Consider the following 25635-nt stretch of genomic DNA (forward strand, 5'->3'; position numbering starts at 1 on the left):
ACATGAAATACATAAGTAAAGTATTATTAAAGATTGCAGTTTTAAACATTATATTTTTGTTTGTAATGTCAGGGTTTAGAACTGCATTCTTTTTATATTACGGTAAAGGCATAGATTTTACCGGTTTGGGCGCAGATATTTTCAGAGCGTTTGTTATGGGGTTAAGGCTTGACGCCTGTGTGCTTGCTTTGTTAAATATTCCTGTTGTTATTGCGTTTACAGTGTTTTTAATTTTGTCAAAGCGCGAGTATTTTAAAAAGTTTTTTTCAGGATTAAAAATTTATTATACGGCGGCTGCAGGTTTGCTGTTTGTTTTTCTTGCGTGCGATTTCGGATTTTATTCGTATTTTCAAAATCATTTTAACAGCATGATTTACGGGCTTTTTGAAGATGACACAAAAGCAATTTTGCTTACAATGTGGCATAATTACAACGTGCCGCTGCTTATTTTAGGGTTTGCCGCTGTTTTTGTTGCCGTTTATTTTATTTCCAAAGCTGTGTTGAAAACTGAAGTTTCTAAAAAACAATTAAAAATAAAAATTTGGGCAAAAATCGCATTGCCGGTTGTTCTTGCATTTTTAACTTTAATTGTTGCAAGAGGGACTTTTGCCGAGCATCCTTTAATAGTAAACTATGCGGTGTCCTCTAATGTGTTTTTAAATAAAACCGCTATAAACGGCGTATTTACTTTTCAGGACGCAGTGGCTTCTAAAACCAGTGAAAATAACGAGCCGGATTATATAGCTCTTGCGGGATACTCCAACAATATAAGACAAGCGTTTGCGGATTATCTCGAGACGGATATAAAAAATATTCCGCAGACAAATCCGGAAAGTTCTTTGAATGTAAAGTATGGCGTAAACGATAAAATAGAGAAAATAAAGCCTAACGTTATAATTATAGTTATGGAAAGTTTCGGCTCGGATTTGCTTCAATATAATTCTCCCGAGTTTAACGTTTTAGGAGAGCTTAAAAAACATTTTGACAGCGATTTGGTTTTCTATAATTATGTTCCGGCGTGGCATTCTACGCAGGAAAGCGTTGAAGGCATAATAACAAACGTTGCTATAAGACCTTTAGGATTAAGCAGGTTTCAAAGCAAGTATCAGTATGTTCATTACGATTCCGACGGGCATAAGCCGTATAAACAAAAAGGTTATCAAACGGTTTTTTTATACGGCGGCAACACGGGCTGGAGAAATATAGGAAATTACATGGCTAACTCCAGCTTTGATAAAGTAATAGGCGCAGCGGGAATGGACGCTTCTTATTCTTCAAACGAGTGGGGCGTTTACGACGAATATCTTTTTGATAAGCTTTATAAAATTTTAGACAACGGGCAAAATCAAAAATTTATTTATGCCTTAACTACTACCAATCATCCGCCGTATTCTTTGCCGGATAATTATACGCTTGTAAATTTAAATATTCCCAAAGAGCTTGACGAAAGAATTATAGGCAGAGATCTTGCATTAAAAAGATTTCAATCTTACAGATATGCAAACGAAATGCTCGGGCGTTTTTTAACGAAGTTTAAAAATTCAAAATACGCGCAAAATACCATAATAGCCGTTGTGGGAGACCATAACTTTAAAAATATTTACTCTTATTTAGATAAAGATTTTTTTAATCAGGTAAGAGTGCCTTTTTATCTTTATGCGCCTGAGCAATTAAAACCTAAAAACGCCGATGTGAATGTTTTTGCTTCTTACTTGGACATTTTACCTACTTTGTATTCGTTGTCGCTTTCAAATGTTAATGTTAAAGTTATGGGTAAAAATATTTTCTCAAAAGATGCGGAAAATAATATTATATATAGTCCGGGAAACAATTTTTTGGCGGATAAAAATTATATTGTCCGATATTTTTTTGCAAATAACGGCGCTTTGGGCTGTTTTATTTGGAGCGACAAAACGCGCGGAGAAGTTGAATTTTCTGCGCAGCGCAGCGGGCATAAGCGTTTAGTAAAATATGCCAACGCTCAAATAGCGGTTGCCGATTATATAATTAAACATACGGGGGAAAAGTGAAAATTTTGATAACCGGCGGCGCCGGGTTTATAGGTTCTAACATAGCCGACGCTTTAATTGGCGCTAAACATAAAGTGGTAATTTTTGATAATCTGTCTTCCGGAAAAAAAGTAAATATAAATCTTAAGGCAAAATTTTATTGGAGCGATATAACCGATAAAAAAGCAGTTGACGACATATTCAGAAAAGAAGCGGCGGATGTTGTTATACATCTTGCGGCGCAGATAGACGTACGCAAATCCGTTGAAGATCCAAGATACGATGCAGGTATAAATATTTTAGGCTCTTTAAACGTTCTTGACGCATGCGTTAAAAATAAAGTTAAAAAAGTAATTTTTGCTTCTTCCGGCGGAACCATTTACGGAGAGTGCGCCTCAAAAGCTCCTGATGAAAAATCATTTCCAAACCCGTTGTCGCCGTATGGTATTGCGAAATACTCCGTTGAAAACTACATAAAATTTTTCTCCGCAATTCATAATTTAAAATACACTATATTAAGATATTCAAACGTTTACGGACCTCGCCAAGATCCTAAAGGCGAAGCCGGCGTAGTGGCTATTTTTGCGGGAAAAATTCTTGCAAACGAGCCTGTTTTTGTTTATGGAGACGGCAAACAGTTAAGAGATTACGTTTTTGTTTTGGATGTTGTAAATGCAAACATTAAAGCTCTTACAAAAGGCGATAACCAAACAATAAATATAGGCACGCAAAAAACAACTTCCGTAAACGATTTAGCGAAAGTTATGTCTAAATCATCGCTAAATTATACACAAAGCCCCGTCTATAAGCCCGCAAGAGACGGCGAGCTTTTTAAAAGTTTTTTAAATATTTCCAAAGCAAAAAAAGAGCTTGGCTGGCAGCCTAAAGTAAATATTAAAGACGGAATAAAAGAAACCTTGAAATATTTTAAAAAAATTAACGCGGAGAACAAATGAAAGCTTTTGTTTTGGCGGCAGGCGTAGGCGCAAGACTGCGTCCGTTAACTTCGGAAATACCAAAACCAATGGTGCCTATTTTAGGCAAGCCCGCTTTATGCCACACTTTTGAAAACCTTAAAAAATACGGTTTTACGGACATCTGCGTAAATCTGTTTCATAAAGCTGAAAATATAACCCGGTATTTTGCAAACGCCAACACCTGCGTTAATTTGAATTATTCTCGCGAGCAAAAGCTTCTTGGCACCGCAGGCGCCGTGCGCAAAAACGCGGATTTTTTTGACGATACTTTTGTCGTTATGTCCGGCGACGGATTAAGCGATGTTAATCTAAAAAATATTTTAAATTTCCACAAAAAGAAAAAAGCGCTTGTTACCATAGCCCTTAAAAAAATAGACGCAAGATTTGATTACGGCATTACATTAACCGGTAAAGACGGTAAAGTAAAATCTTTTGTTGAAAAACCGTTTTGGAAAGACGTTTTTGCAAACACCGTAAATACGGGAATTTATGTTTGCGAGCCGGAAATTTTTGATTTTATTCCAAAAAATAAATTTTTTGATTTCGGATCGGATTTATTTCCGCTTTTGTTGAAAAATAAAAAAAATGTTTTTGGTTTTGTAATGAACGAGTATTGGACGGATATCGGAAATATTTTTGAGTATAAAAAAGGCGTTTTTGACGCTTTAGACGGGAAAGTTGCAATCAATATTTCCGGAGAGAAAAAGCGTAGCGGTTTTATTGCAAAAAATGCTAAAATAGACAAATCCGCAAAAATTAGCAGACCGTGCTTTATAGGCAACAATGTAACTGTCGGTAAAAACGCGGTTTTAAACCCATATTCTGTGTTGCTTGATAATGTTGTTGTCGGTAAAAGTGCAATTATAGGGAAATCTATAGTTTGGAGCGGCTCCGTAGTCGGCAAAAATTCAAAAATTGACAATACTGTAGCGGGGTATAATTCCGTTATACCTGACAATATAAATTTATTTGATTCTATTTTAATGGGGTAAATTAAATACGGGAGAAAGCAATGGCTATAAAAAACGGTTACTTTTTTACATCGGAATCTGTTACCGAAGGACACCCTGATAAAGTTTGCGATATCGTTTCCGATTCTATTTTAGACGCAATTTTAAAACAAGATTCTAAAGCAAGGGTAGCATGCGAAACTTTTGTTTCTCCCGGACTTCTTGTGGTTGGCGGTGAAATTACAACTTCCGCAAAAATTAATACAAAAAAAGTTATAAGAAACGCCATAAAAAACATAGGTTACGACAGACCTGAATTCGGCTTTGACTACAGACATTGCGCCATTGCCGATATTATCAACGCCCAGTCTCCCGATATTGCGCAAGGCGTAGATATCGGCGGAGCCGGCGATCAGGGTCTTATGATAGGTTTTGCCTGCAAAGAAACTCCGGAGCTTATGCCTCTTCCTGTAATTTTAGCGCATAAACTTGCAAGAAAACTCACTGAAGTCCGCAAGAAAAACATTCTTCCGTATTTAGGTCCTGACGGAAAAACGCAGGTTACTGTGGAATATGTAGATTGGAAACCCAAAAGAATAGACGCTGTTGTTCTTTCAACGCAGCATACGGAAGATATTTTGGACAAAACAGGAAACCGCATTACCGAAAAATCCAAAAAAGAAATATTTGAAAAAATAATAAAACCGGTATTGGGAAAATATATAGATAAAGAAACTAAAATCTACATTAATCCTACCGGAAAATTTGTTATCGGCGGACCGCAGGGCGATACGGGGCTTACCGGCAGAAAAATTATTGTGGACACTTACGGCGGTATGGCTGCCCACGGCGGCGGAGCATTCTCCGGAAAAGATTCCACTAAAGTTGACAGAAGCGCGTCTTACATGGCAAGACATATAGCAAAAAATATAGTTGCCGCCGGGTTTGCCGAAAAATGCACTATCCAACTTGCTTACGCAATCGGCGTTGCCGAACCGGTATCCGTTATGGTTGACACTCACCACAGCGGCAAAGTGTCCGGCACCGTTTTGGAACCAATCGTGAGAAAAGTATTTCCGCTTACGCCTAAAGGCATTACGGACTATTTACAGCTTCGCAAGCCGATATTTGCGCAAACTGCGGCATACGGACATTTCGGGCGCAGCGAAAAAGAATTTACGTGGGAAAAAGTCAATAAAGTTGCAGAACTTAAAAAATACGTCAAAATTTAACGTCTCTATATACGGGAGAACGCTTTGATACAAAAACTGTTTACGGATAAAAAACTTAAAGGCATTGTAGTTGCTATGGACGCGGAATTGTCTCCGGTTTTGGATATACTAAAGCCGTATCAAACTTTTAAATTTTTAGACAGAACTTTTTTTTATAATGATTCCGCTATCGCCGTAAAAAGCGGAATAGGCGAACTTTCTTCGGCAAGCGCCGCGGAAAGTTTAATTGCACTGCTCGGCGGAAAACAAAATTTAGACTCTATTATTAACGTAGGTCTTTGCGGAAGTTTGCACGACGGCTATAAAGTCGGCGACATTTTAATGGTCAAAGACGTTGTTCATTACGATTTTGACGTTACCGGAATAGATAATGTTCAAAAAGGGCAGTATCCCGGAGCGGAAAGCCAATTTTTAAGCGCAGACATTTCATATTTTGACTCGCTGCAAAAAATATACGAAGATAAAATAAAATTGGTTCGCTGCGCCAGCGGCGACAAGTTTATTTCCGACATAAAAATACAAAAACAAATAGTTCAAGATTTTTCCGCGGATATTTGCGAAATGGAAGCCGCGGGCGTTATTTTAACCGCAGGCAAACACGGTATTCCCGTTATAATTATTAAAGCCGTTTCAGATGTTGTTTCTTCGCAAGATTCCCTGAAAGATTTTAAAGAGTCAAAAGATACGGTTACAAAAAATTATATAGACGTGTTAAAATTAATTCTTGAAGATAAAGTTACAAGAACAATAGCGTCGTTTAATATAAACCACAACAAACTTGAAGAAGGTTTTTACACTTCGCGCGTTGACGACGATATTTACACTTACGATTTAAGATTTACAAAACCAAACAAAGGCGATTATTTAAGTTTAGAGTCTATGCACAGCGCCGAGCATTTGGTGGCCACGGCTTTAAGAAACGGAAAAGATAAAGACAAAATTATCTATTTCGGACCAATGGGCTGCAGAACCGGCTTTTATCTTCTTTTGAAAAACGCGGATTACGACGAAGCAAAAAGAATTATTGAAACCGCTCTTGAAAGCATAGCGTCAGCCAAAGAAGTCGACGGAACAAAAGAAATAGAATGCGGCAACGCGGCGTGCCACAGTTTGGAAGCCGCTCAGAAAGATTGCAAAGAATACCTCAAAAAAATAAAAGGCAAAAAATTTAAATACCCTGCATATTAAAAATATAATTAAAGAGGCGGACAATGAACATTCCTGCGGATCTTAAGTACACAAAAACACACGAGTGGGTAAAAGTTGAAGGAAATAAAGCAAAAGTAGGCATAACAGATTTTGCGCAGCACGAAATTACCGACGTTGTTCATGTTGAACTTCCTGAAATAGGAAGAACCGTTAAAAAAAATCAGCCGGCGGCGGTTGTTGAATCCGTAAAATCAGCTTTTGATATTTACACGCCCGTCAGCGGAAAAATTGCCGAAGTAAACGAAGACCTTAGCGGCGCTCCGGAGCTTATAAATAATTCTCCGTATGAAAAAGGCTATCTTTTCACCGTTGAATTTTCCGACGCCGAGGAACTTGCCAACTTATTAAGCGCCGAAGATTATAAAAAAACAATATAGTTGTTAAAAGCAATATTTAGTAAAAGCGGATTCCCTATAACGAATTTCGAAAATGACAAAACGGATATCAAATGGAATACACCTCGCAAAATAAAAAAGATTTGCAAAGTATGCTTGAGTCTTGCGGAGTTAAAAGCGTTGAAGAACTTTTTAACGTAATCCCGCAGGAGCTGCGCGCAAAACAGCTGGACATTTCCGGCGGCAAAACCGAGCAGGAACTTTTGACTCTTTTTAAAAATCTTTCGGAAAAAAATAAAACTCTCGTTTCTTTCAGAGGCGCGGGAATTTACGATCATCATATACCGTCGCTTGTCGGCGAAGTAACTTCAAGAAGCGAGTTTTGGACTGCATACACTCCTTATCAGGCGGAAGCAAGCCAAGGGACTCTTCAGGCAATTTTTGAATATCAAAGTTTTATCTGCGCTCTTACCGGTTTAGACGTTTCAAATGCGTCTCTTTACGACGGCGCCACTGCCGTTGCCGAAGCCGCGCTTCTTGCTTTAAGAGTAAGCGGCAAAAAGAAAATTTTAATTTCTAATGCGCTTAATCCTCAATACATACAAACCGTTAAAACTTACCTTGAAAATTCAGCCGCAAATATAATTTTAATAGACACTTCCGCTTCCGGCGCGGTTGAAAGTTCTGCAATAGACGCCGCTATAGACGAAAATACCGCTGCGGTAATAATACAATCTCCGAATTATTTGGGCGTTGTTGAAAACATGAGCGCTTTGTCGGCGCTGGCAAAAAATAAAAACGCGTTGTTTATTGCGGTTGTAAATCCGTTATCTCTTGCCGTTTTTCAGTCTCCGTCGGAATACGGCGCAGATATTGCCGTTGGCGAAGGTCAGCCTTTGGGCATACCTCAAAGCGCGGGCGGCGCAACTTTTGGGTTCATGTCCGTGCGTAAAGGTTTAGAATGGAAAATGCCCGGAAGAATTGTCGGGCAAACCGTAGATAAAAACGGCAAAAGAGGTTTTGTTTTAACATTGCAGTCCAGAGAGCAGCATATAAGAAGGGAAAAAGCCACTTCAAATATTTGCACAAACGCTTCTCTTAATGCGCTTGCGGCATGCGTTTATATGTCGGGCTGGGGAAACGAGAATTTTAAAAAACTTGCCGAAACGAATATTTCCAAAGCAAGATACGCGTTTAACAAAATTAAAAATTTAGACGGTTTTAAAGCAAAATTTGCCGGCGCGGTTTTTTTCAATGAGTTTGTAATTGAAACCGTAAAAGACGTGAAAAAAATTAATAAAATTCTTTTAAAAAATAAAATTTTAGGACCGCTTGATTTAGCTCAATATAATAAAAATTTTGCGGGAAATTTGTTGTTTTGCGTAACGGAACAAAGAACAAAAGCCGAAATAGATAATCTTGTAGAAATTTTGGCTAAGGCGTGAAAAAACAAGGAGGAGTAAAATGCAGAAAGCTTTAGATTTTGTAAAGAAGTATAATTTGTTTATTGAAAACGGTCATAATTTGAAAAATCCGTTTTCATGGCTTTACGGATTGATTGCGATTGTTAACGCGTTGTTTCCGCTGCTTATGCTTGTCAATGCAATAAACTATGGTGTTTTTAGAAATCCGTTTCAGTTTATTTTGTTGTTTTTGCTTCTTTGGGTTATCATTGCCGCTTTGGGCGCTTACAGCTTTTTGCTTTGGTGGGACAGAAAAGACAAAGTTGCCGAATACGCAAGCAGCAATAAAGACGAGTTTATAATTACGCCCGTCGTTTCGCACCTTATCAAAACTACAGGCGAATGGTTGGGAACTTATATAGGCGTTGCAGGCGCTATTATTTCGTTGATAGTAGTTATATTCGGCGGAAGAAACATAGTGGCCTCATTGGGTTTTACCTCTTTTGCCAACACGGGAGTTTTCGGCATAATCTTGTTTCCTATTTTTGGATTCCTTATAATAGCCGTATCAAGATTTTTTGCCGAACAGTTTAGAGCGTTGACTTCTATAGCAAACAATACAAAAAAGAGCTAATTATTAATTTATGCCGGCGCGTTTTAAAGCGCGCCGGCTTTTTAGGAAATTAAGATAATGGAAAAACTTTTGAACGAACTTTCGTCGGAAAGCGCCGCGGCTTATAACGTTGCTTGCGACGTTGAAAGCGACTGCGTTATCCCCGAAAACCTTAAAAGAAAATCTTCTCCGGGGCTTGTAAACATTCCGGAAAACGATTTGCAAAGACATTTCACAAACCTCTCAAGGCAAAATTATGCGTTAAGCACGGTTTTTTATCCTTTGGGCTCCTGCACAATGAAATATAATCCGCTTGTTAACGAGCGAATTGCAAAGTTTGATGGCTTTAATGGGCTTCACCCGCTGCAGCCCGAGGAAACTCTTCAGGGCGCGCTTGAAATAATGTATAACCTTCAAAAAGATTTGTGCGAAATTTCCGGCATGGACAGTTTTACTTTGCAGCCTGCCGCCGGAGCGCACGGGGAGTTTACAGGGCTTCTTATAATTGCAAAATATTTTAAATCCGTAAAACAAAAAAGAACAAAAATAATAGTTCCCGATTCCGCTCACGGAACAAATCCGGCGTCGGCGGCGTTTGCCGGCTTTGAAATAATTCCGTTAAAATCTGAAGCCGACGGCAGCATAAACCCTGAAAAATTAAAAGAAATTTTAACGTCTGAAGTTGCGGCAATAATGCTTACCGTGCCAAACACTTTAGGCGTTTTTGAAAAAAATATCGCGCAAATTTCAAAACTTGCCCATGAAAACGGCAGTCTTCTTTATTACGACGGAGCAAACTTAAATGCCGTTATGGGTTACGCAAGACCGGGGGATTTAGGCTTTGACGTTATGCACATAAATCTTCATAAAACTTTTTCAACGCCTCACGGCGGCGGCGGACCCGGATCCGGGCCTGTAGGCGTTAAGGCGTTTTTAGAGCCGTTTTTACCGGTTCCGCAAATTGAAATTAAAAATTCCAAATATATTTTAAACTATAAAAAACCGAAAAGCATAGGCAAGATGAAAGCTTTTTTCGGCAACTTCCCTATTATATTAAGAGCTTATGCGTATATAAAAGCTCTCGGCGCCGACGGCTTAAAAAATGCGTCGGGGCAAGCGGTGCTAAACGCAAATTATATGCTTTCAAAACTTAAAGATAAAATTTCCGTTCCGGCGGGCGGCAGATGCATGCACGAGTTTGTTTTGTCGCCAAAATCAGTTTTTCAAAACGGCGTGCACACGTTAGACGTAGCCAAAAGACTTTTAGATTACGGCTACTACGCGCCCACAATATATTTTCCCTTAATAGTTGAAGAAGCAATAATGGTAGAACCTACGGAAACCGAATCTAAAGAAACTTTAGATAAATTCATAGAAGTTTTAAGCAAAATAATTTTGGAAGAGTCTGTTTGCGATTCTCAAAAAGTAAAAGATGCGCCGGTAAATACCTCTGTTGCAAGGCTCAATGAGGTTGAAGCCGCAAGGAAACCAATATTGAAAGCAGTCGGCAATTAACGGTTTTTGCGTTGACTGTTGCGGCTTTTTTTGTTAGAATTAATAAATTATAGCATTAAAACAAATGTTTAAATTTAAGGGGGAGTAATGTCCAAGTTTAAAGTTGCAGTTTCTGCATTGATGTGTTTGTTTGTTACCGCAGGTATAATTGCAGGTTGCGGTTCTAAAGAGAAAAAAGCCAAAGCCGATGTAGTAATTTGGCATTGGATGACAGACAGGCAGGCCGCTTTTGAAACATTGGCAGAACAGTATTTTAAAGAAACAGGCGTTAAAGTATTGTTTGAAACTTACGCTCCCACAGACGTTTACAGAAACAAAATTTCCGCAGCTGCAACAGCAAATCTTTTACCGGACGTTTTCAACCCTATAGGCGACAAAAAAGAAGTTGCATCGTATATAAAAGCAGGTTTTATAGCAAACTTAAACGACTCAATGAACAAAGACGGCTGGAAGAACGTTTTCTTTAAAAAAGCAATTGAAAACAATTCTTTTGAAGCCGGCAATGAATGGGGCGTGGAGCCCGGCATATATGCCATTCCTTTAGACGTAACTTCACTTATGATTTTCTACAACAAAGACTTATTTACGCAGGCAGGTCTTGATCCTGAAAACACTCCTAAAACATGGCCGGAATTTATAAATGCAGGGAAAAAACTCAGAGCGGCCGGCATTCAGCCTTTTGTTTCAGGTTTTGGCGAAGGCTGGTTAATCGGCGCGTTTGCGCAGTCTTACCAGTGGAATTTGTTCGGCAAACAGGGAATAATAGATACTCTTGACGGAAAAATTCCTTACACAGATGCAAGATGGGTAAGAATATTTAAACTTTTCGCGGAAATGAGAGACAACAAACTTTTCGCTTCCGGAATAGTTACAATGATAAATAAAGATGCGGAAAGAAGCTTTGCAACCGGAAAATCAGCAATGGCGTTTAACGGCTCGTGGGGAGTTAACGTTTATCAGTCTATGAACCCTAAACTTAACTACGGCGTTATGTCATTGCCGTCTTTGCCGGAAGCAAAATATCCTCTTAAGATATTCGGCGGAGAAGGTTCTTCGCTTTACGTAAACGCTTCTTCTCCAAACAAAGACAAAGCTATAGAATTTTTGAAATGGATGACTCAAAAAGGTCCGCAGGCATATTTGGCGAAGGAAACTTTGAACATTCCTTCAAACCAGCAGGTAGCAAACGATTTGCCTCCGGCGCTTAAAGTTTTCTCTGAAAACATAGCTAACACTTTTGACACGCTTCCTTCAATAGAACCGTGGCAGGTTATCAATTTCATAAATATTAATTTACAATCTGTAATAATCGGCGAGAGAACTCCCGAAGCTGCGGCAAAAGAAGTTCAAGCTGAAAAAGTCAGACAAACAAAGGCAGCAAAATAAAATGAAAATAACAGCAAAAGAAAAAGCGCAAAACCTTACTTTTATATTGCCGGCGCTTCTTTTATTTACGGTTTTTAGCTTATATCCTATATTGAGAACGTTTGAATTAAGCGTATTTCAATGGAACGGAATAGATAAAGATATGGTGTTTGTGGGGCTTGCCCAATACAAACACATATTATTTGATAATCCTCAGTTTTGGAGTTCTATGGCTAATGCCGGAATAATAACTGCGCTTGCTCTTACGCTTCAAAACGGTCTTGCGCTTTTACTTGCGCTGCTTGTAACGCGAAATATTAAAGGCGAAAACATTTACAGAACAATATTCTTTTTGCCTCCGGTGCTGTCGGGTATTGTTGTAGGTTTAATATGGAAGTTTGTTTACGACGGAAATTTTGGGATTTTAAATCATTTTCTTTCCGTAATAGGCATTACCGGTTTTGCAGATTACGCATGGCTTGGAAATATTAAAACCGCGCTGTTTTCAGTTGCCGTAGTTCATATGTGGAAAGGTTTCGGTTACGGATTTATTATACTTCTTGCCGGGCTTCAAACAATTCCTGTAGAACTTTACGAAGCTGCGGAAGTTGACGGCGCCGATGCGTGGCAGCAGTTTAAAAATATCACGTTTCCTTTGCTTATTCCTATTTTTACAATCGTTACAATTCTTACTATTTTGGGTTCAATGCAGGTTTTTGACTTGATATATTCTATGACAAACGGCGGACCTGCGGGTCATACCGATGTGCCTATCACAAAAATCTACCAGTATATGAATAACGGCGAGTTTGGTTATTCTACGGCTATGGCGGTAATATTCGGCATTGTGCTTCTTATTATATCGTTTGCGCAGATATACGCATCAAAAAAATTAAATTATAACGAAAAATAAACACAGGATAAGGCGAAAAATGAATATTTACAAAGTTAAAAAAACAATTTATGACAGTTTAACGCATGTAATTCTTGCAGTTGTGGCAATTACCTGCGTGTTTCCGGTTTTTTGGATGATTTCTTCTTCGCTAAAAGACCAAACTGAAATATTTACGAAAATATCGTTGTTTCCGGAAACTTGGAATTGGGGAAATTACGTTACGGCTTTTGTGAAAGCAGATTTCGGACAGTATTTTTTCAACAGCGTTTTTTATACTATTGTAGGAGTATTTTTTATAATTCTTATAGCTTCTCTTGCGGCTTACGCTTTTGCAAGACTTGAGTTCCCGGGCAAAAACATTTTTTTCTACGTTCTTATCGCAACTCTTTTAATTCCTATTCCGGGCGTTTTTGTTCCGTTATACCTTTTGTTAAAAAGTCTCGGGCTTTTAGACAGCAGAACAGGACTTTTGCTTTGCTATATAAGCAACGGTTTGGCTTTCGGCATATTCTTGCTTAAGGGGTTCTTTGACGAACTTCCAAAAGAAGTTGAAGAAGCGGCGTTAATAGACGGCTGCTCGCGTTTCGGCATATACTGGCGCATAGCGCTTCCTCTTGCAAAACCGGCTATTGCAACTCTTGTTATAATGAACTCTCTCACAATTTGGAACGAATTTTTGCTTGCCCTTGTTGTTTTGCAGGATAAAGCAAAAATGCCCATACAAAGAGGTTTAATGGTTTTTCAGGGCACATTTATTACAGACTATCCTCTTCTTATGGCAGGTCTTACAATAGCTACAATACCTATTGTTATAGTGTATTTGTTGATGCAAAAGCACATAGTTAAGGGTATTGCCGCCGGCGCTTTAAAAGGATAGTTTTGTAAGTTGTGTAATTATATTTTCAAACTCATTACGGCGCAAGCTTTAATGAGTTTGTTTTATTTAGGATGTTTTATATGATAAATTTCGGCGTGAGCGATTCCAAACATAAAGAGCTTTATAAAAAGTTTGAAAAATTCGGCGTTAAAGAAGCCGATATTGAAGAGAAATTTATACGTTCTCCCGGGAAAGGCGGACAAAACGTTAATAAAGTTTCAACCGCGGTCTATTTAAAACATATCCCGACAGGCACGGAAGTTAAGTGTCACAGGGAAAGATTGCAGGGGCTAAACCGTTTTATTGCAAGAAAACTTTTAATTGAGAAAATAGAAGAATCCGTTTTAGGCGAACTTTCCGAAAAGCAGAAAAAAATAGAAAAAATCCGCCGCCAAAAACGGCGTCGCAATAAAAAAGCAAAAGAAAAAATGTTAGAAAATAAAAAATACAACTCCGATAAAAAAGCCAACCGCAGCAAAGTAGATTTTTAAAATTTGTTGTTGTGAAAATTTGTAATTAAATTGTTAACTTGCATCACGATATCGCTTACATTTTTTTATGGTATAAGGATGCAAAAATGCATATTGATGAAAACCAATCGCATTATTTAGGACACAGGCAACGGCTTAAAGAAAAATTTGAAAAATTCGGGCTGTCGGCTTTTGCCGATTATGAAATTTTGGAATTTGCGCTTACCTTTGTTTTGCCTCGTAAAGATGTTAAGCCTATTGCAAAAGAGCTGGTAAAAAAATTCGGCAGTCTAAAACAGGTTGTTGACGCCGATGCAAACGATTTAATAAAAATTAAAGGTCTCTCATCGCACTCTGCGGCGTTTATTTCTTTTCTAAAACAATTTGCGGTTATTTATTGCGCACTGCATATAAAAGAAAGCAAATCTTTATCATCTCCCGAAGCCGTAACGGATTATTTGAAAACGGTTCTCGGCGGGGAAAAAGTTGAAAAGCTTTACGCTGTATTTTTAAATTCGGGCAATAAAGTTATTGAGTGTAAAGAAATAGAAAGCGGCACGGTAAATAAATCCGTAGTAATTCCAAGAAAAGTTGCGCAGTATGCTCTTAAAGTAAATGCCGCCGCCGTTATTTTAGCGCATAATCATCCCGGCGGGTCGCTGAAGCCGTCTGCGCCCGACATTGCGGCAACATCGGCGGTAAAAGCTTCGCTGCAGTCAATTGATATTAATTTGCTTGACCACATAATTATCTCCAACAACGGCTATTTCAGCTTTAAAGAAAACGCCTTGCTTTAAATATTTTCGGTCAAGGGACTATGGATAACCGAAAGTTTTTTTGGTTGCAAAAATACTTTTAAAAGCGTATAATTTTTAAAGAAAAACATGCTCGGAAAATGCGGTTAAAGCTGTAAAAGGAGAATAAAATGTCCATACATCACGTTGACGGGACAAATGCGAAAAATTCTGTTTTTCTTTATGCTTTAAGTACATGTCCATGGTGCAAAAAAACCAAAGCTCTTTTGAATGAATTAAATGTGAAATACGATTATATTGACGTAGATCTTATTATAGGCGCCGAGCAGGATAAAGTTGTTGCAGATATTGAAGCGGTAAATCCTCAAGGCGGTTTTCCTACTCTTGTTATAAATAAAACAAATGTCATTGTAGGCTACAGACCGGAAGAAATAAAAGAAGCTTTAGCATGAACGTTGCAATAAATTCTGCTGCAGAACTTGCAGAAATTATAAGAAAAAACGCGCAGGAAAAAAGTTATTTTTTAAATTATGATCAAGAGCGCGTGAATGCGCTTATTGACGGACTTTTTACAAATTTAAATCGTTACGGTTATACATCGTGCCCGTGCAGATTGTCTTGCGGGAAATATCGGAAAGATGAAGATATTATTTGTCCATGCATTTACATGGAAAGCGATGTTGCAAAATACGGCGCATGTTTTTGCGGGCTTTATATTTCAAAGCAAATATTTGAAACAAAAATTCCGTATCCGCCTATACCTGAAAGCCGCCCGAGAAACAGAAATTACGCTTTACTTGATAAAGACGGCAATAAAGCCTCTGTAATAGTTTGGAAATGTAAAGTTTGCGGGTATGAATACGTAGGGGACAATCCTCCGGACAAATGCCCAAAATGCGGTTCTGCAAAAACGCTGTTTGAAAAAAAAGAAACAGAACCCGTTGTAGAAACTATTTGGGAATGCGGTCTTTGCGGATATGAACATACCGGAGATAATCCTCCCGATAAATGTCCCAAATGCGGCGCTGCAAAAGCTCTTTTTAAGAAAAAAAGTTAAATAAACATTTTTTATTAACGGTTAAAGGAAGTTCCGTAACGGCTGGTTGCCGAATTCGGACACTGCCCCGCAACGGTAAGAAACAAGAAATTTTGTTTCGTAGTCCGGTCTATAATCGTTAAAATACTTTCGTGGGAAAGAGGAATTTATAAACTCCGCTTTCAATTGAAAGCGGAGTTTTTTTTATTTTTGTACTTGTCATCCCAAACTTGGGTCATTGCCCCTTGTTTCAGGATCTGTTGCGGTAGTTGTCGTCATTGCAAGGCGCTCTGCGCCGCGGCAATTCAGGAGGTTAAGGATGTTAATAGTAAACACAGGTGAAGGTAAAGGCAAAACAACCGCTGCTATCGGTCAAATTATCCGCGCTCTCGGACAAGGTTTTTCCGTTTGTCTTATACAATTATTTAAAGGCGAAAGTTTTTACGGCGAGCAGAAAATTTTAACCAAATTAGATAATTTGGATTTTTTCTCATTTGCGAAAGAACATCCTTACTGCATAGAAAATGTAACTTTGCAAGAAGCTTCAGAAAAATGCAAAGACGCTTTCAATAAACTTTCAGAACTTTCAAACGAACCTAAGAAATATGATTTGGTAGTTTTAGAAGAATTCAATATAGCTTTAAGAGATAAGTTTATGGAAAAAAACGCCACAATAGACCTAATAAAAAAACTTTCTGAAAAATCAAATGTAATAGTAACAGGCAGAGGCGCCCCTCAAGAACTTATAGCCATAGCAGATTTAGTTACAGAAATGAAAGAAATAAAACACCCTTACAACAAAGGCGTTAAAGCGCAACGCGGCATTGAGTTTTAAAACAACAATTCATATGAGAAAGTGAAAAGTGTAATTGACGAACAGGTGCTATTTGTTACTTCCGAATGCAGTGTGTGATTTGTTGTTGTTTTTGTTGTTAATCCGTTAGCCGTTGCCGCCCTCAAGCGGTTTATGAGTGGAAAGTTTTTATCGCACTAAAAATTGCCGCATGTTTGAGCACAAACCTTAAAGTCGTTATCGTGCGAGTTCGGCAATTGCGATAAAAACTTGTAACGAATGCTTGCAGGCGGCAGAGTTTTTGCTTACTTTTTGATCGTCTGCAAAAAGTGAGGCGGGTGCAGGGCGCAGCGCTTGCGTAGTTTATAAAACTAATAAAATGAAAAAAATAATCTCAATTATCATCTTCTTATCATTATTAACAACCGCAGTTTTAGCAAAAGAATATAAACGCATAATTTCTCTTGCGCCGTCTGTTACGCAAAGCCTTTATGAGCTTGGTCTTGATAATGAAGTTGTAGGTATAACAATTTTCTGTCCTCAAGGAAAATCAAAAAAAGAAATTATCGGAACGCTTTTAGAGCCGGATTTGGAAAAGATTGTTTTGCTTAAAGCCGATTTAATAATATCCACTAAAGAAGGCAACAATAAAGCTGCCGTAGAAAAACTTACGCGTATGGGTTTAGACGTATATGTAATGGAAACCGCGGAAAATTTTTCTGAAATATGTTCGCATTATTATGATTTGGCAAAAAAAGTAAACAGAGAAAAGAACGCAAAAAAAATAATTGCCGACTCGAAAAAAACAGTTGAGAGCATATATAATAAAATTGAGGTAGTAAATATGCAGACTGTTTTTTTGGAAGTGGGGGCAAAACCTCTTTACTCCGCCGGCAAACAAAGTTTTGTAAATGATTATAACCGTTTTACAAAAACGGTTAACGTTTATAAAGAAATTAATAGGCGTTATCCGCAAATAGATATAGAAGATGTCCTAAAAAAGAATCCCGACATAATAATTCTTGTTAATATGGGCGACATAAGTTTGCAGGAAACTAAAAACTGGCTTAAATATAAAAATATAAACGCGGTAAAAAACAATAAAGTTTTTATGCTTGACGTTAACGATATATTCACGCCTACGCCTTTAACGTTTGCTATAGGCGTAGAAATAATTTCCAAAATAATTTATCCGGAGATATTTGGTGCGAAATAAAAAAAATATCTGTATTTTTATTTCTTTAACGGTCGTTCTTATAGCGGTTTTTTTGTTTTCACTGTTTGGCGGCGTTTCATTCTTTTATCCGGACGCCGATACTCTGTTGATAATACGGCAAATTCGTTTGCCGAGAGTTCTTATGGCAATAGTTACAGGGGCGGCTTTGGCGGCTTCCGGATGCGTTTTTCAGGGAATACTTAGAAATCCTTTGGCAGATCCTTTTACTCTTGGAATTTCCGGCGGGGCGGCATTTGGCGCTTCATGCGGTTTTGTTTTTGGTTTAACTTTTTTAGGCTGGTTTTTTATACCTCTTTGCGCTTTTGCGGGCGCTTTGCTTTCCGTATCAATAGTGTATTTTTTAAATTCCGGAAAAAGATTTAATTCAAATTCCATGATTTTATCCGGCGTAATAATAAGTTATATTTTTTCTTCCGCGGTCATGCTTGTTTACGTTTTGTCGTCGGCGCAGCAAATACAAAATGCGTTTATGTGGCTTATGGGCAGTTTCTCTAACTTTGACGAGCGGCTGCTTCCTTTTGTTTTTATCGTTATTATTTTAGGGACTGCAATTTTATGTTTATCCGGAAATATTATAAATGCCGTTGCTTTGGGCGGCGATAAATCCGAAACGCTTGGTATTGATACTCAAAAGACAATTAAAATAATTTTCTTAACCGCATCGCTTATAACCGCTTGCGCCGTATCGGTTTGCGGAGTAATAGGTTTTGTTGGTCTTATGATGCCGCATATAATGCGTAAAATTATCGGCTCAAATCACGCTTTGCTTATACCTGTATCGGCGCTTGCAGGCGCAGTTTTTTTGCCGCTTTGCGACAGTTTGGCAAGAATGTTGTTTGCGCCCGTTATAATTCCCGTTGGGGTTGTAACAAGCATTATCGGCGGAATATTTTTTATTTTTTTATTTATTAAATCAAACAGGACGGCGTTATGATAAATGTAAAAAATATTTTTGCAGGTTATCAAAAACACACTCCTATTTTAAAGGATGTAAGTTTTAATATTCCAAAAGGTTCTTTTGCCGGAATTATCGGGCGCAACGGCGCGGGGAAAAGCACGCTTCTTAAAACTCTGTGTAATTTGCTTAAACTTTCTTCAGGCGCTATAGAAATAAATAATAAAAATATAAATTCCGTTAAAAAATCCGAGTTTGCAAAAACCGTTGCTTTTATGCCGCAAAGTATAGATACTGTTTTTCCGTTTTCAGTTAAAGATTTTGTGCTGCTTGGAAGATATCCGTATATGAATGTATTTAAAATTCCGTCAAAAAAAGATTTAGAAGCCGTAGGCAATGTTTTGGAATTTACCGGTATAAAAGTTTTTGAGAACAGAAATATCAATGAACTTTCCGGCGGGGAAAAACAAAAAGTACTAATAGCCCAAACGCTGGCGCAGGAAACGGATATTATAGTTTTGGACGAACCCACTTCGCATCTTGACATAGGCAGCCAGAACGATATTTTGGAATTATTAAGAGTTTTAAACGAGAAACACAATAAAACAATTATTACAACGTTACACGATTTAAATGCCGCCGGCGAGTTTTGCAGCAAAATAATTCTTATGGACGGCGGAAAAATTCGTAATGCAGGCGCTCCGGAAGAAGTTTTAAATTACAAAGATATTGAAAGCGTATATAAAACAAGGGTTGTTGTAAAAACTAACCCAATGTCGGGAAAGCCGTATGTTATACCAGTGAAACGACAAAGTGAAAAGTTAAAAGTGTAAATATTGTGTTTTGCGCTTCGCGCAAAGCGCTACACATTAATTTCACTTTACGCTTTTTATTTGTTGTTGTGCGGGAGAATTGCGTGAAAATCGCAAACAGTCCGGCTACTGTGATTGGACGTTTTTTGTCCATAAGTCAGAGCGCCTGCAAAAATAAAACGCCCCATGGAGGCAAAAAATGAAAAAGTTAGCGGTTGTGTTATGCAGTTTGTTGGTGTTTTCAAACGTAGGGCTTGCTCAAGAAGTTTTCTTGAGTTTGACAAAGCAGGAAGAAGATATTAAAGATTTGCCGGCTAATGTTACGGTAATAGAAAAAAAAGCTATTGAAGAGTCCCATGCGCAAACTCTCGGCGAGCTTTTGGAAACTCAAGCAGGAGTAGATTTCAGATCTAACGGAACCGTGGGCGCAGCGCAAAGCATTTCTATTCGCGGCGCATCGTCTTTGCAGACGTTGGTTTTAATAGACGGAAGAAAAGTTAATGATGCAGGTTTAGGCAGCGCGGATTTTTCCGCCATATCCGTTTCTGTTATTGAAAAAATTGAAATAATCAGAGGAGCGGGCGCCGCAATATACGGGGCAGGGGCGTTCGGCGGAGTAATAAATATTATTACAAAAAAAGCAAAGCCCGGCTCTTTTGTTGACGTCGGTTTTTCTTACGGAAGTTTTGATACTTCCAAATTGCATCTTACGGAAGTAGCTGCCGGCGATAACGGCGGAATTCTTGTTTCTTTTGATAAAACAAAAAGTAACGGAAGTAGGGAAAATTCTAAATATGACGGCGATAATATTTTCTTTAACGGTTTGTTAAAGACGAGCAAAAATTCAGAGCTTACGCTTACCGGAAATGTTTTCTCAAGCAACTACGGCACCCCCGGCGCAACCACTTGGCTTACTGCGGACAATACTCAAAAAGATTCAAACAGATATATTAAAGCGGATTACTCTTTAAAGACGGAAGCTGTCGGGTTAAATATAAGCGGATACTCTTCCAACAACGACAGAGATTATAACGATATCGGAGGAGGAAATCCTTACGATCCTACATGGATGCTTTCCGATGCGCAATATAAATACAATTCCGAAGTTGCCGGCGGACAAATAGATTTTCATTATAAAAATCTTATTTTGTTAGGCGCGGAATTAGCTGATGAAATATATAAAGAAAAAGAAGAGCTTACGGGCTGGAGCTCATCGCATTCAAGAAAAAATTATGCGGCATATGCGCAATTAAATTTAAAGTTGTGGAAATTGTCGTTAATACCGGGAGTCAGATACGATAATAATTCGCAATTTGGAACAGCTGTTACACCGTCTGTGTCTGCCGTATTTTCAATAACCGACAATTTAAAATTTTCAGGCAACGCCGGAAAAGTTTGGAGAGCTCCCGCTTTTACGGAGCTTTATTGGGATCAGCCATCTTATGATATGTACGGCAATCCTAATCTTGTTCCCGAAAAAGGAAATTCTTTTGATTTTGGAATAGAATATTTCGGTAATAAAATTAAATTATCCGCCGATGCGTTTTATATAAAGAGTAAAGATTTGATAGCATGGGTTTTTGATCCTTCATTAGGCATGTGGGGAGAAACGCACGTTCAAAATATAAACTCCGCGGTTCAATACGGCGCTGAATTTTCTGCCGGTATTATATTAATGCCGTGGCTGTCAAATACCGTAGGTTACGCATATCTTGAAGCTAAAGATGAAGATACTAAAAAAGCGCTGCCGTATAAACCGCAGCATACGGTAAGCGACACCCTTACAATAAAACCTTTTAGGAATTTCTCTTTATCGGCTACCGCATACTTTAAAGACAAAGTTTGGACAAATGCGGCTAACACAACAAGCCTTAAAAATTTTATAACGCTTGACGTAAATGTTAATTACGATATAACAAAAGCTGTAAGTTTATGGGCGAAAGGCGTAAATGTTACGGAGACAAAATATGAAATGTCTTCCGGATATCCAATGCCCGGCGCTGCAGTTTACGGCGGAGTGAATGTGAAAATTTTGGAATAATAGAAAACAAAAAAAGCCTGCGGAATTTATTCCGCAGGCTTTTTTTTTATTGAAAGTATTTAGATTTTAGAATATTTCTTAAACAATGTTACAATCACGTAAGCGGTAACGGTTCCTACCGTGGCTCCGGCAACAACATCCGACGGAAAATGAGCGCCTACATAAATTCTTTCAAAACCCATTCCAACGGCTAAAATAATATATAAATACCAATATTTGCGCACCGTCATAAACATAAACGCGCATGCGGCAAAAACGGATTGAGTGTGCCCCGACGGGAAAGAGTTTTTGTAAAGCTTTTCATAAAAAATATTGACGTTGCCGTCGCCAAAAGTTGCAAGAGGTCTTGGTCTTTCAAAATAATGTTTTAAAAAGTATGTTATCAAAGAAGACGCAACCAAAACGCTTGCCAAAAGAGCGACGCTTGTCCAGAATTTTTCTTTTTTATTGTTCCATAAAATAACAATAGATACAATAAGAACTGATATAAACCACAGATTGAAATTTTTTGAATCTAAATATGAAAATGCGCCCATTAAATAATCTAAAGGCTTAATGTGCATATTTTGGTTTATAAATTTAAACACAGCGTGATCTAAATTTATAAGACCTTCGGATACGGTAGTTTTTTTGCCTATAATGTCTGCGGTATATCTTGCGTCAAGTTTATCCGGTTGGAAATTAGAACATTTTGTGACAAAGAAATTTTTAATTTTTCTGCCGTTTTTATAGATGGTTATAGTTTCAGGTTTTGAGTAAAAGGCGAAAGCTGCTCCGTAATTTGCAGGGTCAAAATAAAAATAGTTGTTGCTTATAAATAAAGCGTTTTTATTTTTCAGCGGTTTTAAATCTCTCTGCCATATGTCGTAAGCGTCTATTCTGTCGCTGAAACAAAATACTCTAAGTTCAGGCACCGCAAACGCTATTTGGCTTGCAAGATAACCTTTGTGCGTAAGAATAAACGGGCGCTCTTTTGCGGGGTAAGCGTCAACAATTTTTCTAAGCTCTCGCCCAAAATCTTCCCAGCCTGCTAAATCGTTTGAAATGTCCACGGTTTCGGAACGCATAATGCCGTGCTCTATGCGCTGCGCTTCGGCTTTAGGCATAAACTTTGCCAAAGGAATAATTTTATACATAATATGAAGGCATGCAAAAATAATTATAACCGCCGTAAATATCCATGAAGCTATAGAATAAATTCTAAACCATTTTATATCCCATTTTTTTACGGTGAAATGCGCCGCGTAAATTGATAAACTCAAATACCCCATTGCAGGCCAGTGGGGAAGAATATCATTAAATAAAGATACGGCGTTAAAGAAAATAAGTATAGGGAAAGAAAAACATGCCGCAAGCAAAGCTTTTTTATCTTTATTTTTAAATGCGTCTTTTAAACAAAAATAAGCCGCCGCAACAAAAACTATAAACACCGGCGGAGAAACATATCCCGCCTGCGCGCCTATTGCTCCAAAAAATCTCAATACGGAAAAATTACTGAAAGCGTTTCCTAAACCGTGGTTTAACTGAAAACCAAATGACGCCCAATTGTTTACCGAGTTCCATAAAATTACCGGCGTAAACATTATAAAAGCTATTAAAAGCGCAAGATAAGGTTCTTTCTTTTTAAACCAAAATCTGTCGGACGGAGAAAGTATAAGATATAAAGCTATGGAAACCGGCAGCATAACCGCGTTATATTTTGAAAGAAACGCAAGCCCAATAACAAAGCCCAGCAAATACCAATAATTTTTATTTTTAGTTTTTAATATAAGCAGGAATATAAAAATAGTTAAAATCCAAAACAGCGCAAGAGGAGAATCCGGCAGCGCGGTTACTCCTCCGAGAAATGAAAATACGGGAATAATATTAAGTATTATAACTGCGAAAAAAGCGGTTTTTTCGTTGTATAGTTTTTTTACGCATTGAAAAAATACTACGGACGCAAAAAAGAATATTATAACCGCTGGAAAACGCACGGCAAATTCCGTATTGCCGAAAATTAAAGTTGATATTTTTATAAGATACGCTATCAGCGGCGGATGGTCAAAATATGAGAGATCTAAAAATTTAGCGTAAACCCAATAATGCGCTTCGTCTATGGAAAGCCCTGCTTTTCCTATAAATGAAAGCCTTAATAAAGCCGTTGCGGCGTTTACAATCCAAAACCAAAGTTTATAATTCGTTTTCATTTTAACCCGCTATTTTTAATTTTAAAACTTTAAACAAATATTTTATAAGCGTTAACGGACGAAGTTTTGACTGTCCGGAAAATCTTGATAGAAACTCTATCGGATATTCTTTTATTATAAATTTATTTTTTTTAAGCCAATATATTACTTCGGTTACTATGAAAGGATCGTTTGCTTTAAGATTGTTTACAAAAGAAGCCAAAACTTCTCTTTTAAACATTCTGTATCCTGACGTAGAGTCTTTTATTTTTACGCCCAAAACAAAAGAAAGATAAACTCTTGAAAGATTGCTTATTGCGTGTCTTAAAAAGCCGCGCGCTTCGTCTTTGCCGCCCGAAACAAATCTTGAGCCTATAACAACATCGCAGCTTTTTATTGTTTTAAGAAACGCCGGAATATATTTAGGGTCGTGAGAACCGTCGCCGTCCATTTCCACAATAAAATCTGCGCCCATCTCTAAAGCTTTTTTAAAACCGTCAATGCCCGCGTAGCCTCTGCCTCTGTTTTCTTTTCTTAAAAGCAGGTGAACTTTAGAATTAGTTTTTGCAATTTCTTCAACTATTTTATATGTTCCGTCCGGGGACATGTCGTCAACAATTAAAACGTCAACGTCTGCGCCGCAGTTTATTACCGAAGCCGTCATTGTTTCAATATTAGACGCTTCATTGTATGTAGGAATCATTGCTATTATTTTCATAGTTTCACCAAGCTTTCAACGGCTTCTATTACTTGGGCGGAAGAAACTCTTTGCATGCAATTATTTTTTATGTCGCAGGTTTGCTTATAACAGCCTAAACATTCTATATCGGACTTGATTTTTATGCCGCGTCCGTAAATTTCTATTTCCGAATAGGAAGTAGGTCCGAAAATTGCAACAATATTTTTCTTAAGTCCGGCGGCGGCGTGCAAAGCCATTGTATCGGCGCAAATTACAACGTCGCATAAATTTATAAAAGCAAAAAAGTCGGGTATTGAATTTTCCGTTCCCGTGGAGTAAATATTTTTTATATTTTGATTTAATATTTCTTTTATTTCGGCTTCATCGTCTTTTGCGCCGAGAAGTAAAATTGTATAACCTTTGTTTGAAAAATATTTTGCAGTTTCAATAAATCCGTCGGTGCGATATTTTTTCATTTGCCATCTTTTGCCGGCGCCGGGGTTTATGCCTATGATTTTTTTGTTTTCTGAAATATTTAAAGATTTCAAAAAATCCTCGGCTTTTGTTATGGACGCTTCGGACAGAGGAACTATGATTTCGTAATTATCTTGAGGAAGTTCTGTTATTTTAGACATCCAATGTTGGTATGTTTTGGTATTTGCTTTTTTTAGTTCGTCGTAGGCGCTCATTTTAAGCCATTGCAGGGCAAAATCATTTGAAGAAGTTATGTTTCTGTTTTCGTCCAAAGAGTATCCGAACAATTTTGACTTGTTTGAAAGTTTTGCAAGCGCAAGGCTTTCCGGAGATAAATCTAAATTTATTACGGCGTCAAAGAAATTTTTAGCTAAAAACTCATTTGTTTTATCATCAGTCATAATAACGCTGTCTATGTATTTATTGTTTTCTAAAACCGCCGCGTTTTTAGGGCTTACAATCCACGAAATCTCACCTTTCGGATAAACTTCTTTAAGACCTTCAAGAAGAAACGTAGTTCTTAATACGTCGCCCATGGCTCCAAGTTTAATTATTAAGATTTTTGTTTTTTCGCCGGATTGAGATATCTTTATATAGTGAGAACAGTCCGCACAACGGGCATTTTCATTTTTTTGGTATGCGCATGGTCTGTCAAGGGGGAAGTTTATGCAGTCTGAATATAGGGTAAAATTCTTATTTGTATTCATAACTCAATAAAAATAGCATATTTTACATAAACGGTCAAATTGCCTTAATTTGACAAAAAATACAAATGTTTGTATAATCATCAAACACCAAATCGCGGGGTGGAGCAGCCCGGTAGCTCGTCAGGCTCATAACCTGAAGGCCGCAGGTTCAAATCCTGCCCCCGCAATTTAATAAAAATTTCAACGCG

At 37.9% G+C, this 25635-nt stretch carries 24 protein-coding genes, 1 tRNA gene and 1 riboswitch; of the genes, 22 read left to right on the forward strand and 3 right to left on the reverse strand.

What is annotated here, in order from left to right:
* Positions 1 to 2 precede the first annotated feature (2 nt).
* The 21 genes from Epro_RS01960 (at position 3) to Epro_RS02060 (ending at position 21419) form a co-directional block, all read left to right on the forward strand.
* Positions 3 to 2030, forward strand: coding sequence for an LTA synthase family protein (locus Epro_RS01960; protein WP_052570085.1), 2028 nt, complete (start codon positions 3 to 5; stop codon positions 2028 to 2030).
* Positions 2027 to 2965, forward strand: a complete 939-nt coding sequence (locus Epro_RS01965; RefSeq protein ID WP_052570087.1) for an NAD-dependent epimerase/dehydratase family protein — start codon at positions 2027 to 2029, stop codon at positions 2963 to 2965. The genes Epro_RS01960 and Epro_RS01965 overlap by 4 nt, the downstream gene beginning before the upstream one ends.
* Positions 2962 to 3978, forward strand: a complete 1017-nt coding sequence (locus tag Epro_RS01970; RefSeq protein ID WP_052570089.1) for a nucleotidyltransferase family protein — start codon at positions 2962 to 2964, stop codon at positions 3976 to 3978. Before Epro_RS01965 ends, Epro_RS01970 begins: the two co-directional genes overlap by 4 nt.
* A gap of 20 nt (positions 3979 to 3998) precedes the next feature.
* On the forward strand, positions 3999 to 5168 hold the full coding sequence (metK, locus tag Epro_RS01975; RefSeq protein ID WP_052570091.1) for a methionine adenosyltransferase: 1170 nt from the start codon (positions 3999 to 4001) through the stop codon (positions 5166 to 5168).
* A 24-nt stretch (positions 5169 to 5192) separates the two neighbouring features.
* A complete protein-coding gene (locus Epro_RS01980; RefSeq protein ID WP_052570093.1) occupies positions 5193 to 6356 on the forward strand; it encodes an S-ribosylhomocysteine lyase in 1164 nt (387 codons plus the stop codon).
* Positions 6357 to 6379: 23 nt separating this feature from the next.
* Positions 6380 to 6754, forward strand: a complete 375-nt coding sequence (gcvH, locus tag Epro_RS01985; protein WP_052570095.1) for a glycine cleavage system protein GcvH — start codon at positions 6380 to 6382, stop codon at positions 6752 to 6754.
* Between the two features lie 71 nt (positions 6755 to 6825).
* A complete protein-coding gene (gene gcvPA / locus Epro_RS01990) occupies positions 6826 to 8157 on the forward strand; it encodes an aminomethyl-transferring glycine dehydrogenase subunit GcvPA (RefSeq protein ID WP_052570097.1) in 1332 nt (443 codons plus the stop codon).
* 19 nt (positions 8158 to 8176) lie between these two features.
* Positions 8177 to 8749: a hypothetical protein gene (locus tag Epro_RS01995; RefSeq protein ID WP_082121463.1), complete on the forward strand. Its 573-nt coding sequence runs from the start codon at positions 8177 to 8179 to the stop codon at positions 8747 to 8749.
* Between the two features lie 57 nt (positions 8750 to 8806).
* On the forward strand, positions 8807 to 10243 hold the full coding sequence (gene gcvPB / locus Epro_RS02000) for an aminomethyl-transferring glycine dehydrogenase subunit GcvPB (protein ID WP_237754514.1): 1437 nt from the start codon (positions 8807 to 8809) through the stop codon (positions 10241 to 10243).
* A gap of 87 nt (positions 10244 to 10330) precedes the next feature.
* On the forward strand, positions 10331 to 11629 hold the full coding sequence (locus tag Epro_RS02005) for an ABC transporter substrate-binding protein (RefSeq protein ID WP_052570101.1): 1299 nt from the start codon (positions 10331 to 10333) through the stop codon (positions 11627 to 11629).
* 1 nt (position 11630) lies between these two features.
* Positions 11631 to 12521 (forward strand): carbohydrate ABC transporter permease, encoded by an 891-nt coding sequence (locus tag Epro_RS02010; protein ID WP_052570103.1) that lies wholly within the window; start codon positions 11631 to 11633, stop codon positions 12519 to 12521.
* Positions 12522 to 12540: 19 nt separating this feature from the next.
* On the forward strand, positions 12541 to 13380 hold the full coding sequence (locus Epro_RS02015) for a carbohydrate ABC transporter permease (RefSeq protein WP_052570105.1): 840 nt from the start codon (positions 12541 to 12543) through the stop codon (positions 13378 to 13380).
* Positions 13381 to 13460: 80 nt separating this feature from the next.
* The gene (locus Epro_RS02020; protein ID WP_052571560.1) at positions 13461 to 13871 is read left to right on the forward strand and encodes a peptide chain release factor family protein; all 411 of its coding nucleotides are present in this window, start codon (positions 13461 to 13463) and stop codon (positions 13869 to 13871) included.
* A gap of 86 nt (positions 13872 to 13957) precedes the next feature.
* On the forward strand, positions 13958 to 14647 hold the full coding sequence (gene radC / locus Epro_RS02025) for a RadC family protein (protein WP_052570109.1): 690 nt from the start codon (positions 13958 to 13960) through the stop codon (positions 14645 to 14647).
* A 128-nt stretch (positions 14648 to 14775) separates the two neighbouring features.
* Positions 14776 to 15057: a glutaredoxin family protein gene (locus tag Epro_RS02030; protein WP_052570111.1), complete on the forward strand. Its 282-nt coding sequence runs from the start codon at positions 14776 to 14778 to the stop codon at positions 15055 to 15057.
* Positions 15054 to 15662, forward strand: a complete 609-nt coding sequence (locus Epro_RS02035) for a rubredoxin-like domain-containing protein (protein WP_052570113.1) — start codon at positions 15054 to 15056, stop codon at positions 15660 to 15662. The genes Epro_RS02030 and Epro_RS02035 overlap by 4 nt, the downstream gene beginning before the upstream one ends.
* 298 nt (positions 15663 to 15960) lie before the next feature.
* Positions 15961 to 16476, forward strand: a complete 516-nt coding sequence (locus Epro_RS02040) for a cob(I)yrinic acid a,c-diamide adenosyltransferase (protein ID WP_052570115.1) — start codon at positions 15961 to 15963, stop codon at positions 16474 to 16476.
* A 337-nt stretch (positions 16477 to 16813) separates the two neighbouring features.
* Positions 16814 to 17650 (forward strand): ABC transporter substrate-binding protein, encoded by an 837-nt coding sequence (locus Epro_RS02045; protein ID WP_052570117.1) that lies wholly within the window; start codon positions 16814 to 16816, stop codon positions 17648 to 17650.
* Entirely contained in the window at positions 17640 to 18605 is a 966-nt protein-coding gene (locus Epro_RS02050; protein ID WP_052570119.1) for a FecCD family ABC transporter permease, read from the forward strand. The genes Epro_RS02045 and Epro_RS02050 overlap by 11 nt, the downstream gene beginning before the upstream one ends.
* A complete protein-coding gene (locus tag Epro_RS02055) occupies positions 18602 to 19399 on the forward strand; it encodes an ABC transporter ATP-binding protein (protein ID WP_052570121.1) in 798 nt (265 codons plus the stop codon). Before Epro_RS02050 ends, Epro_RS02055 begins: the two co-directional genes overlap by 4 nt.
* 56 nt (positions 19400 to 19455) lie before the next feature.
* A riboswitch (adenosylcobalamin-variant (AdoCbl-variant) riboswitch) is annotated at positions 19456 to 19554 on the forward strand.
* A gap of 23 nt (positions 19555 to 19577) precedes the next feature.
* Positions 19578 to 21419 (forward strand): TonB-dependent receptor plug domain-containing protein, encoded by a 1842-nt coding sequence (locus Epro_RS02060; RefSeq protein ID WP_052570123.1) that lies wholly within the window; start codon positions 19578 to 19580, stop codon positions 21417 to 21419.
* Positions 21420 to 21478: 59 nt separating this feature from the next.
* Here Epro_RS02060 and Epro_RS02065 read toward each other — a convergent pair whose 3' ends face one another.
* Genes Epro_RS02065 through Epro_RS02075 form a run of 3 tightly spaced genes read right to left on the reverse strand, consistent with a single transcriptional unit; the run spans position 21479 to position 25447 of the window.
* The gene (locus Epro_RS02065; RefSeq protein ID WP_052570126.1) at positions 21479 to 23608 is read right to left on the reverse strand and encodes a glycosyltransferase family 39 protein; all 2130 of its coding nucleotides are present in this window, start codon (positions 23606 to 23608) and stop codon (positions 21479 to 21481) included.
* Position 23609: 1 nt separating this feature from the next.
* Positions 23610 to 24305, reverse strand: a complete 696-nt coding sequence (locus Epro_RS02070) for a polyprenol monophosphomannose synthase (RefSeq protein WP_052570129.1) — start codon at positions 24303 to 24305, stop codon at positions 23610 to 23612.
* On the reverse strand, positions 24302 to 25447 hold the full coding sequence (locus Epro_RS02075) for a glycosyltransferase family 9 protein (RefSeq protein ID WP_082121465.1): 1146 nt from the start codon (positions 25445 to 25447) through the stop codon (positions 24302 to 24304). The genes Epro_RS02070 and Epro_RS02075 overlap by 4 nt, the downstream gene beginning before the upstream one ends.
* A gap of 93 nt (positions 25448 to 25540) precedes the next feature.
* On the opposite strand from Epro_RS02075, the gene Epro_RS02080 reads away from it, so the two are divergent.
* Positions 25541 to 25614 (forward strand) — tRNA-Met (locus Epro_RS02080).
* Positions 25615 to 25635: the final 21 nt, after the last annotated feature.

Origin of the sequence: Endomicrobium proavitum, assembly GCF_001027545.1 — a bacterium.
Taxonomy (GTDB): domain Bacteria; phylum Elusimicrobiota; class Endomicrobiia; order Endomicrobiales; family Endomicrobiaceae; genus Endomicrobium; species Endomicrobium proavitum.

What these genes read in the sequence shown, in the direction of transcription:
- Epro_RS01960 (WP_052570085.1), top strand. Translation starts at nt 3, where the DNA reads ATGAAATACATAAGTAAAGTATTATTAAAGATTGCAGTTTTAAACATT.
- Epro_RS02070 (WP_052570129.1), bottom strand. Translation starts at nt 24,305, where the DNA reads ATGAAAATAATAGCAATGATTCCTACATACAATGAAGCGTCTAATATT.
- metK (WP_052570091.1), top strand. Translation starts at nt 3,999, where the DNA reads ATGGCTATAAAAAACGGTTACTTTTTTACATCGGAATCTGTTACCGAA.
- Epro_RS02065 (WP_052570126.1), bottom strand. Translation starts at nt 23,608, where the DNA reads ATGAAAACGAATTATAAACTTTGGTTTTGGATTGTAAACGCCGCAACG.
- Epro_RS02040 (WP_052570115.1), top strand. Translation starts at nt 15,961, where the DNA reads ATGTTAATAGTAAACACAGGTGAAGGTAAAGGCAAAACAACCGCTGCT.
- radC (WP_052570109.1), top strand. Translation starts at nt 13,958, where the DNA reads ATGCATATTGATGAAAACCAATCGCATTATTTAGGACACAGGCAACGG.
- Epro_RS02055 (WP_052570121.1), top strand. Translation starts at nt 18,602, where the DNA reads ATGATAAATGTAAAAAATATTTTTGCAGGTTATCAAAAACACACTCCT.
- Epro_RS02045 (WP_052570117.1), top strand. Translation starts at nt 16,814, where the DNA reads ATGAAAAAAATAATCTCAATTATCATCTTCTTATCATTATTAACAACC.
- Epro_RS02020 (WP_052571560.1), top strand. Translation starts at nt 13,461, where the DNA reads ATGATAAATTTCGGCGTGAGCGATTCCAAACATAAAGAGCTTTATAAA.
- gcvPB (WP_237754514.1), top strand. Translation starts at nt 8,807, where the DNA reads ATGGAAAAACTTTTGAACGAACTTTCGTCGGAAAGCGCCGCGGCTTAT.
- Epro_RS02030 (WP_052570111.1), top strand. Translation starts at nt 14,776, where the DNA reads ATGTCCATACATCACGTTGACGGGACAAATGCGAAAAATTCTGTTTTT.
- gcvH (WP_052570095.1), top strand. Translation starts at nt 6,380, where the DNA reads ATGAACATTCCTGCGGATCTTAAGTACACAAAAACACACGAGTGGGTA.
- Epro_RS01995 (WP_082121463.1), top strand. Translation starts at nt 8,177, where the DNA reads ATGCAGAAAGCTTTAGATTTTGTAAAGAAGTATAATTTGTTTATTGAA.
- gcvPA (WP_052570097.1), top strand. Translation starts at nt 6,826, where the DNA reads ATGGAATACACCTCGCAAAATAAAAAAGATTTGCAAAGTATGCTTGAG.
- Epro_RS02015 (WP_052570105.1), top strand. Translation starts at nt 12,541, where the DNA reads ATGAATATTTACAAAGTTAAAAAAACAATTTATGACAGTTTAACGCAT.
- Epro_RS02075 (WP_082121465.1), bottom strand. Translation starts at nt 25,447, where the DNA reads ATGAATACAAATAAGAATTTTACCCTATATTCAGACTGCATAAACTTC.
- Epro_RS02035 (WP_052570113.1), top strand. Translation starts at nt 15,054, where the DNA reads ATGAACGTTGCAATAAATTCTGCTGCAGAACTTGCAGAAATTATAAGA.
- Epro_RS02010 (WP_052570103.1), top strand. Translation starts at nt 11,631, where the DNA reads ATGAAAATAACAGCAAAAGAAAAAGCGCAAAACCTTACTTTTATATTG.
- Epro_RS01970 (WP_052570089.1), top strand. Translation starts at nt 2,962, where the DNA reads ATGAAAGCTTTTGTTTTGGCGGCAGGCGTAGGCGCAAGACTGCGTCCG.
- Epro_RS02005 (WP_052570101.1), top strand. Translation starts at nt 10,331, where the DNA reads ATGTCCAAGTTTAAAGTTGCAGTTTCTGCATTGATGTGTTTGTTTGTT.
- Epro_RS02060 (WP_052570123.1), top strand. Translation starts at nt 19,578, where the DNA reads ATGAAAAAGTTAGCGGTTGTGTTATGCAGTTTGTTGGTGTTTTCAAAC.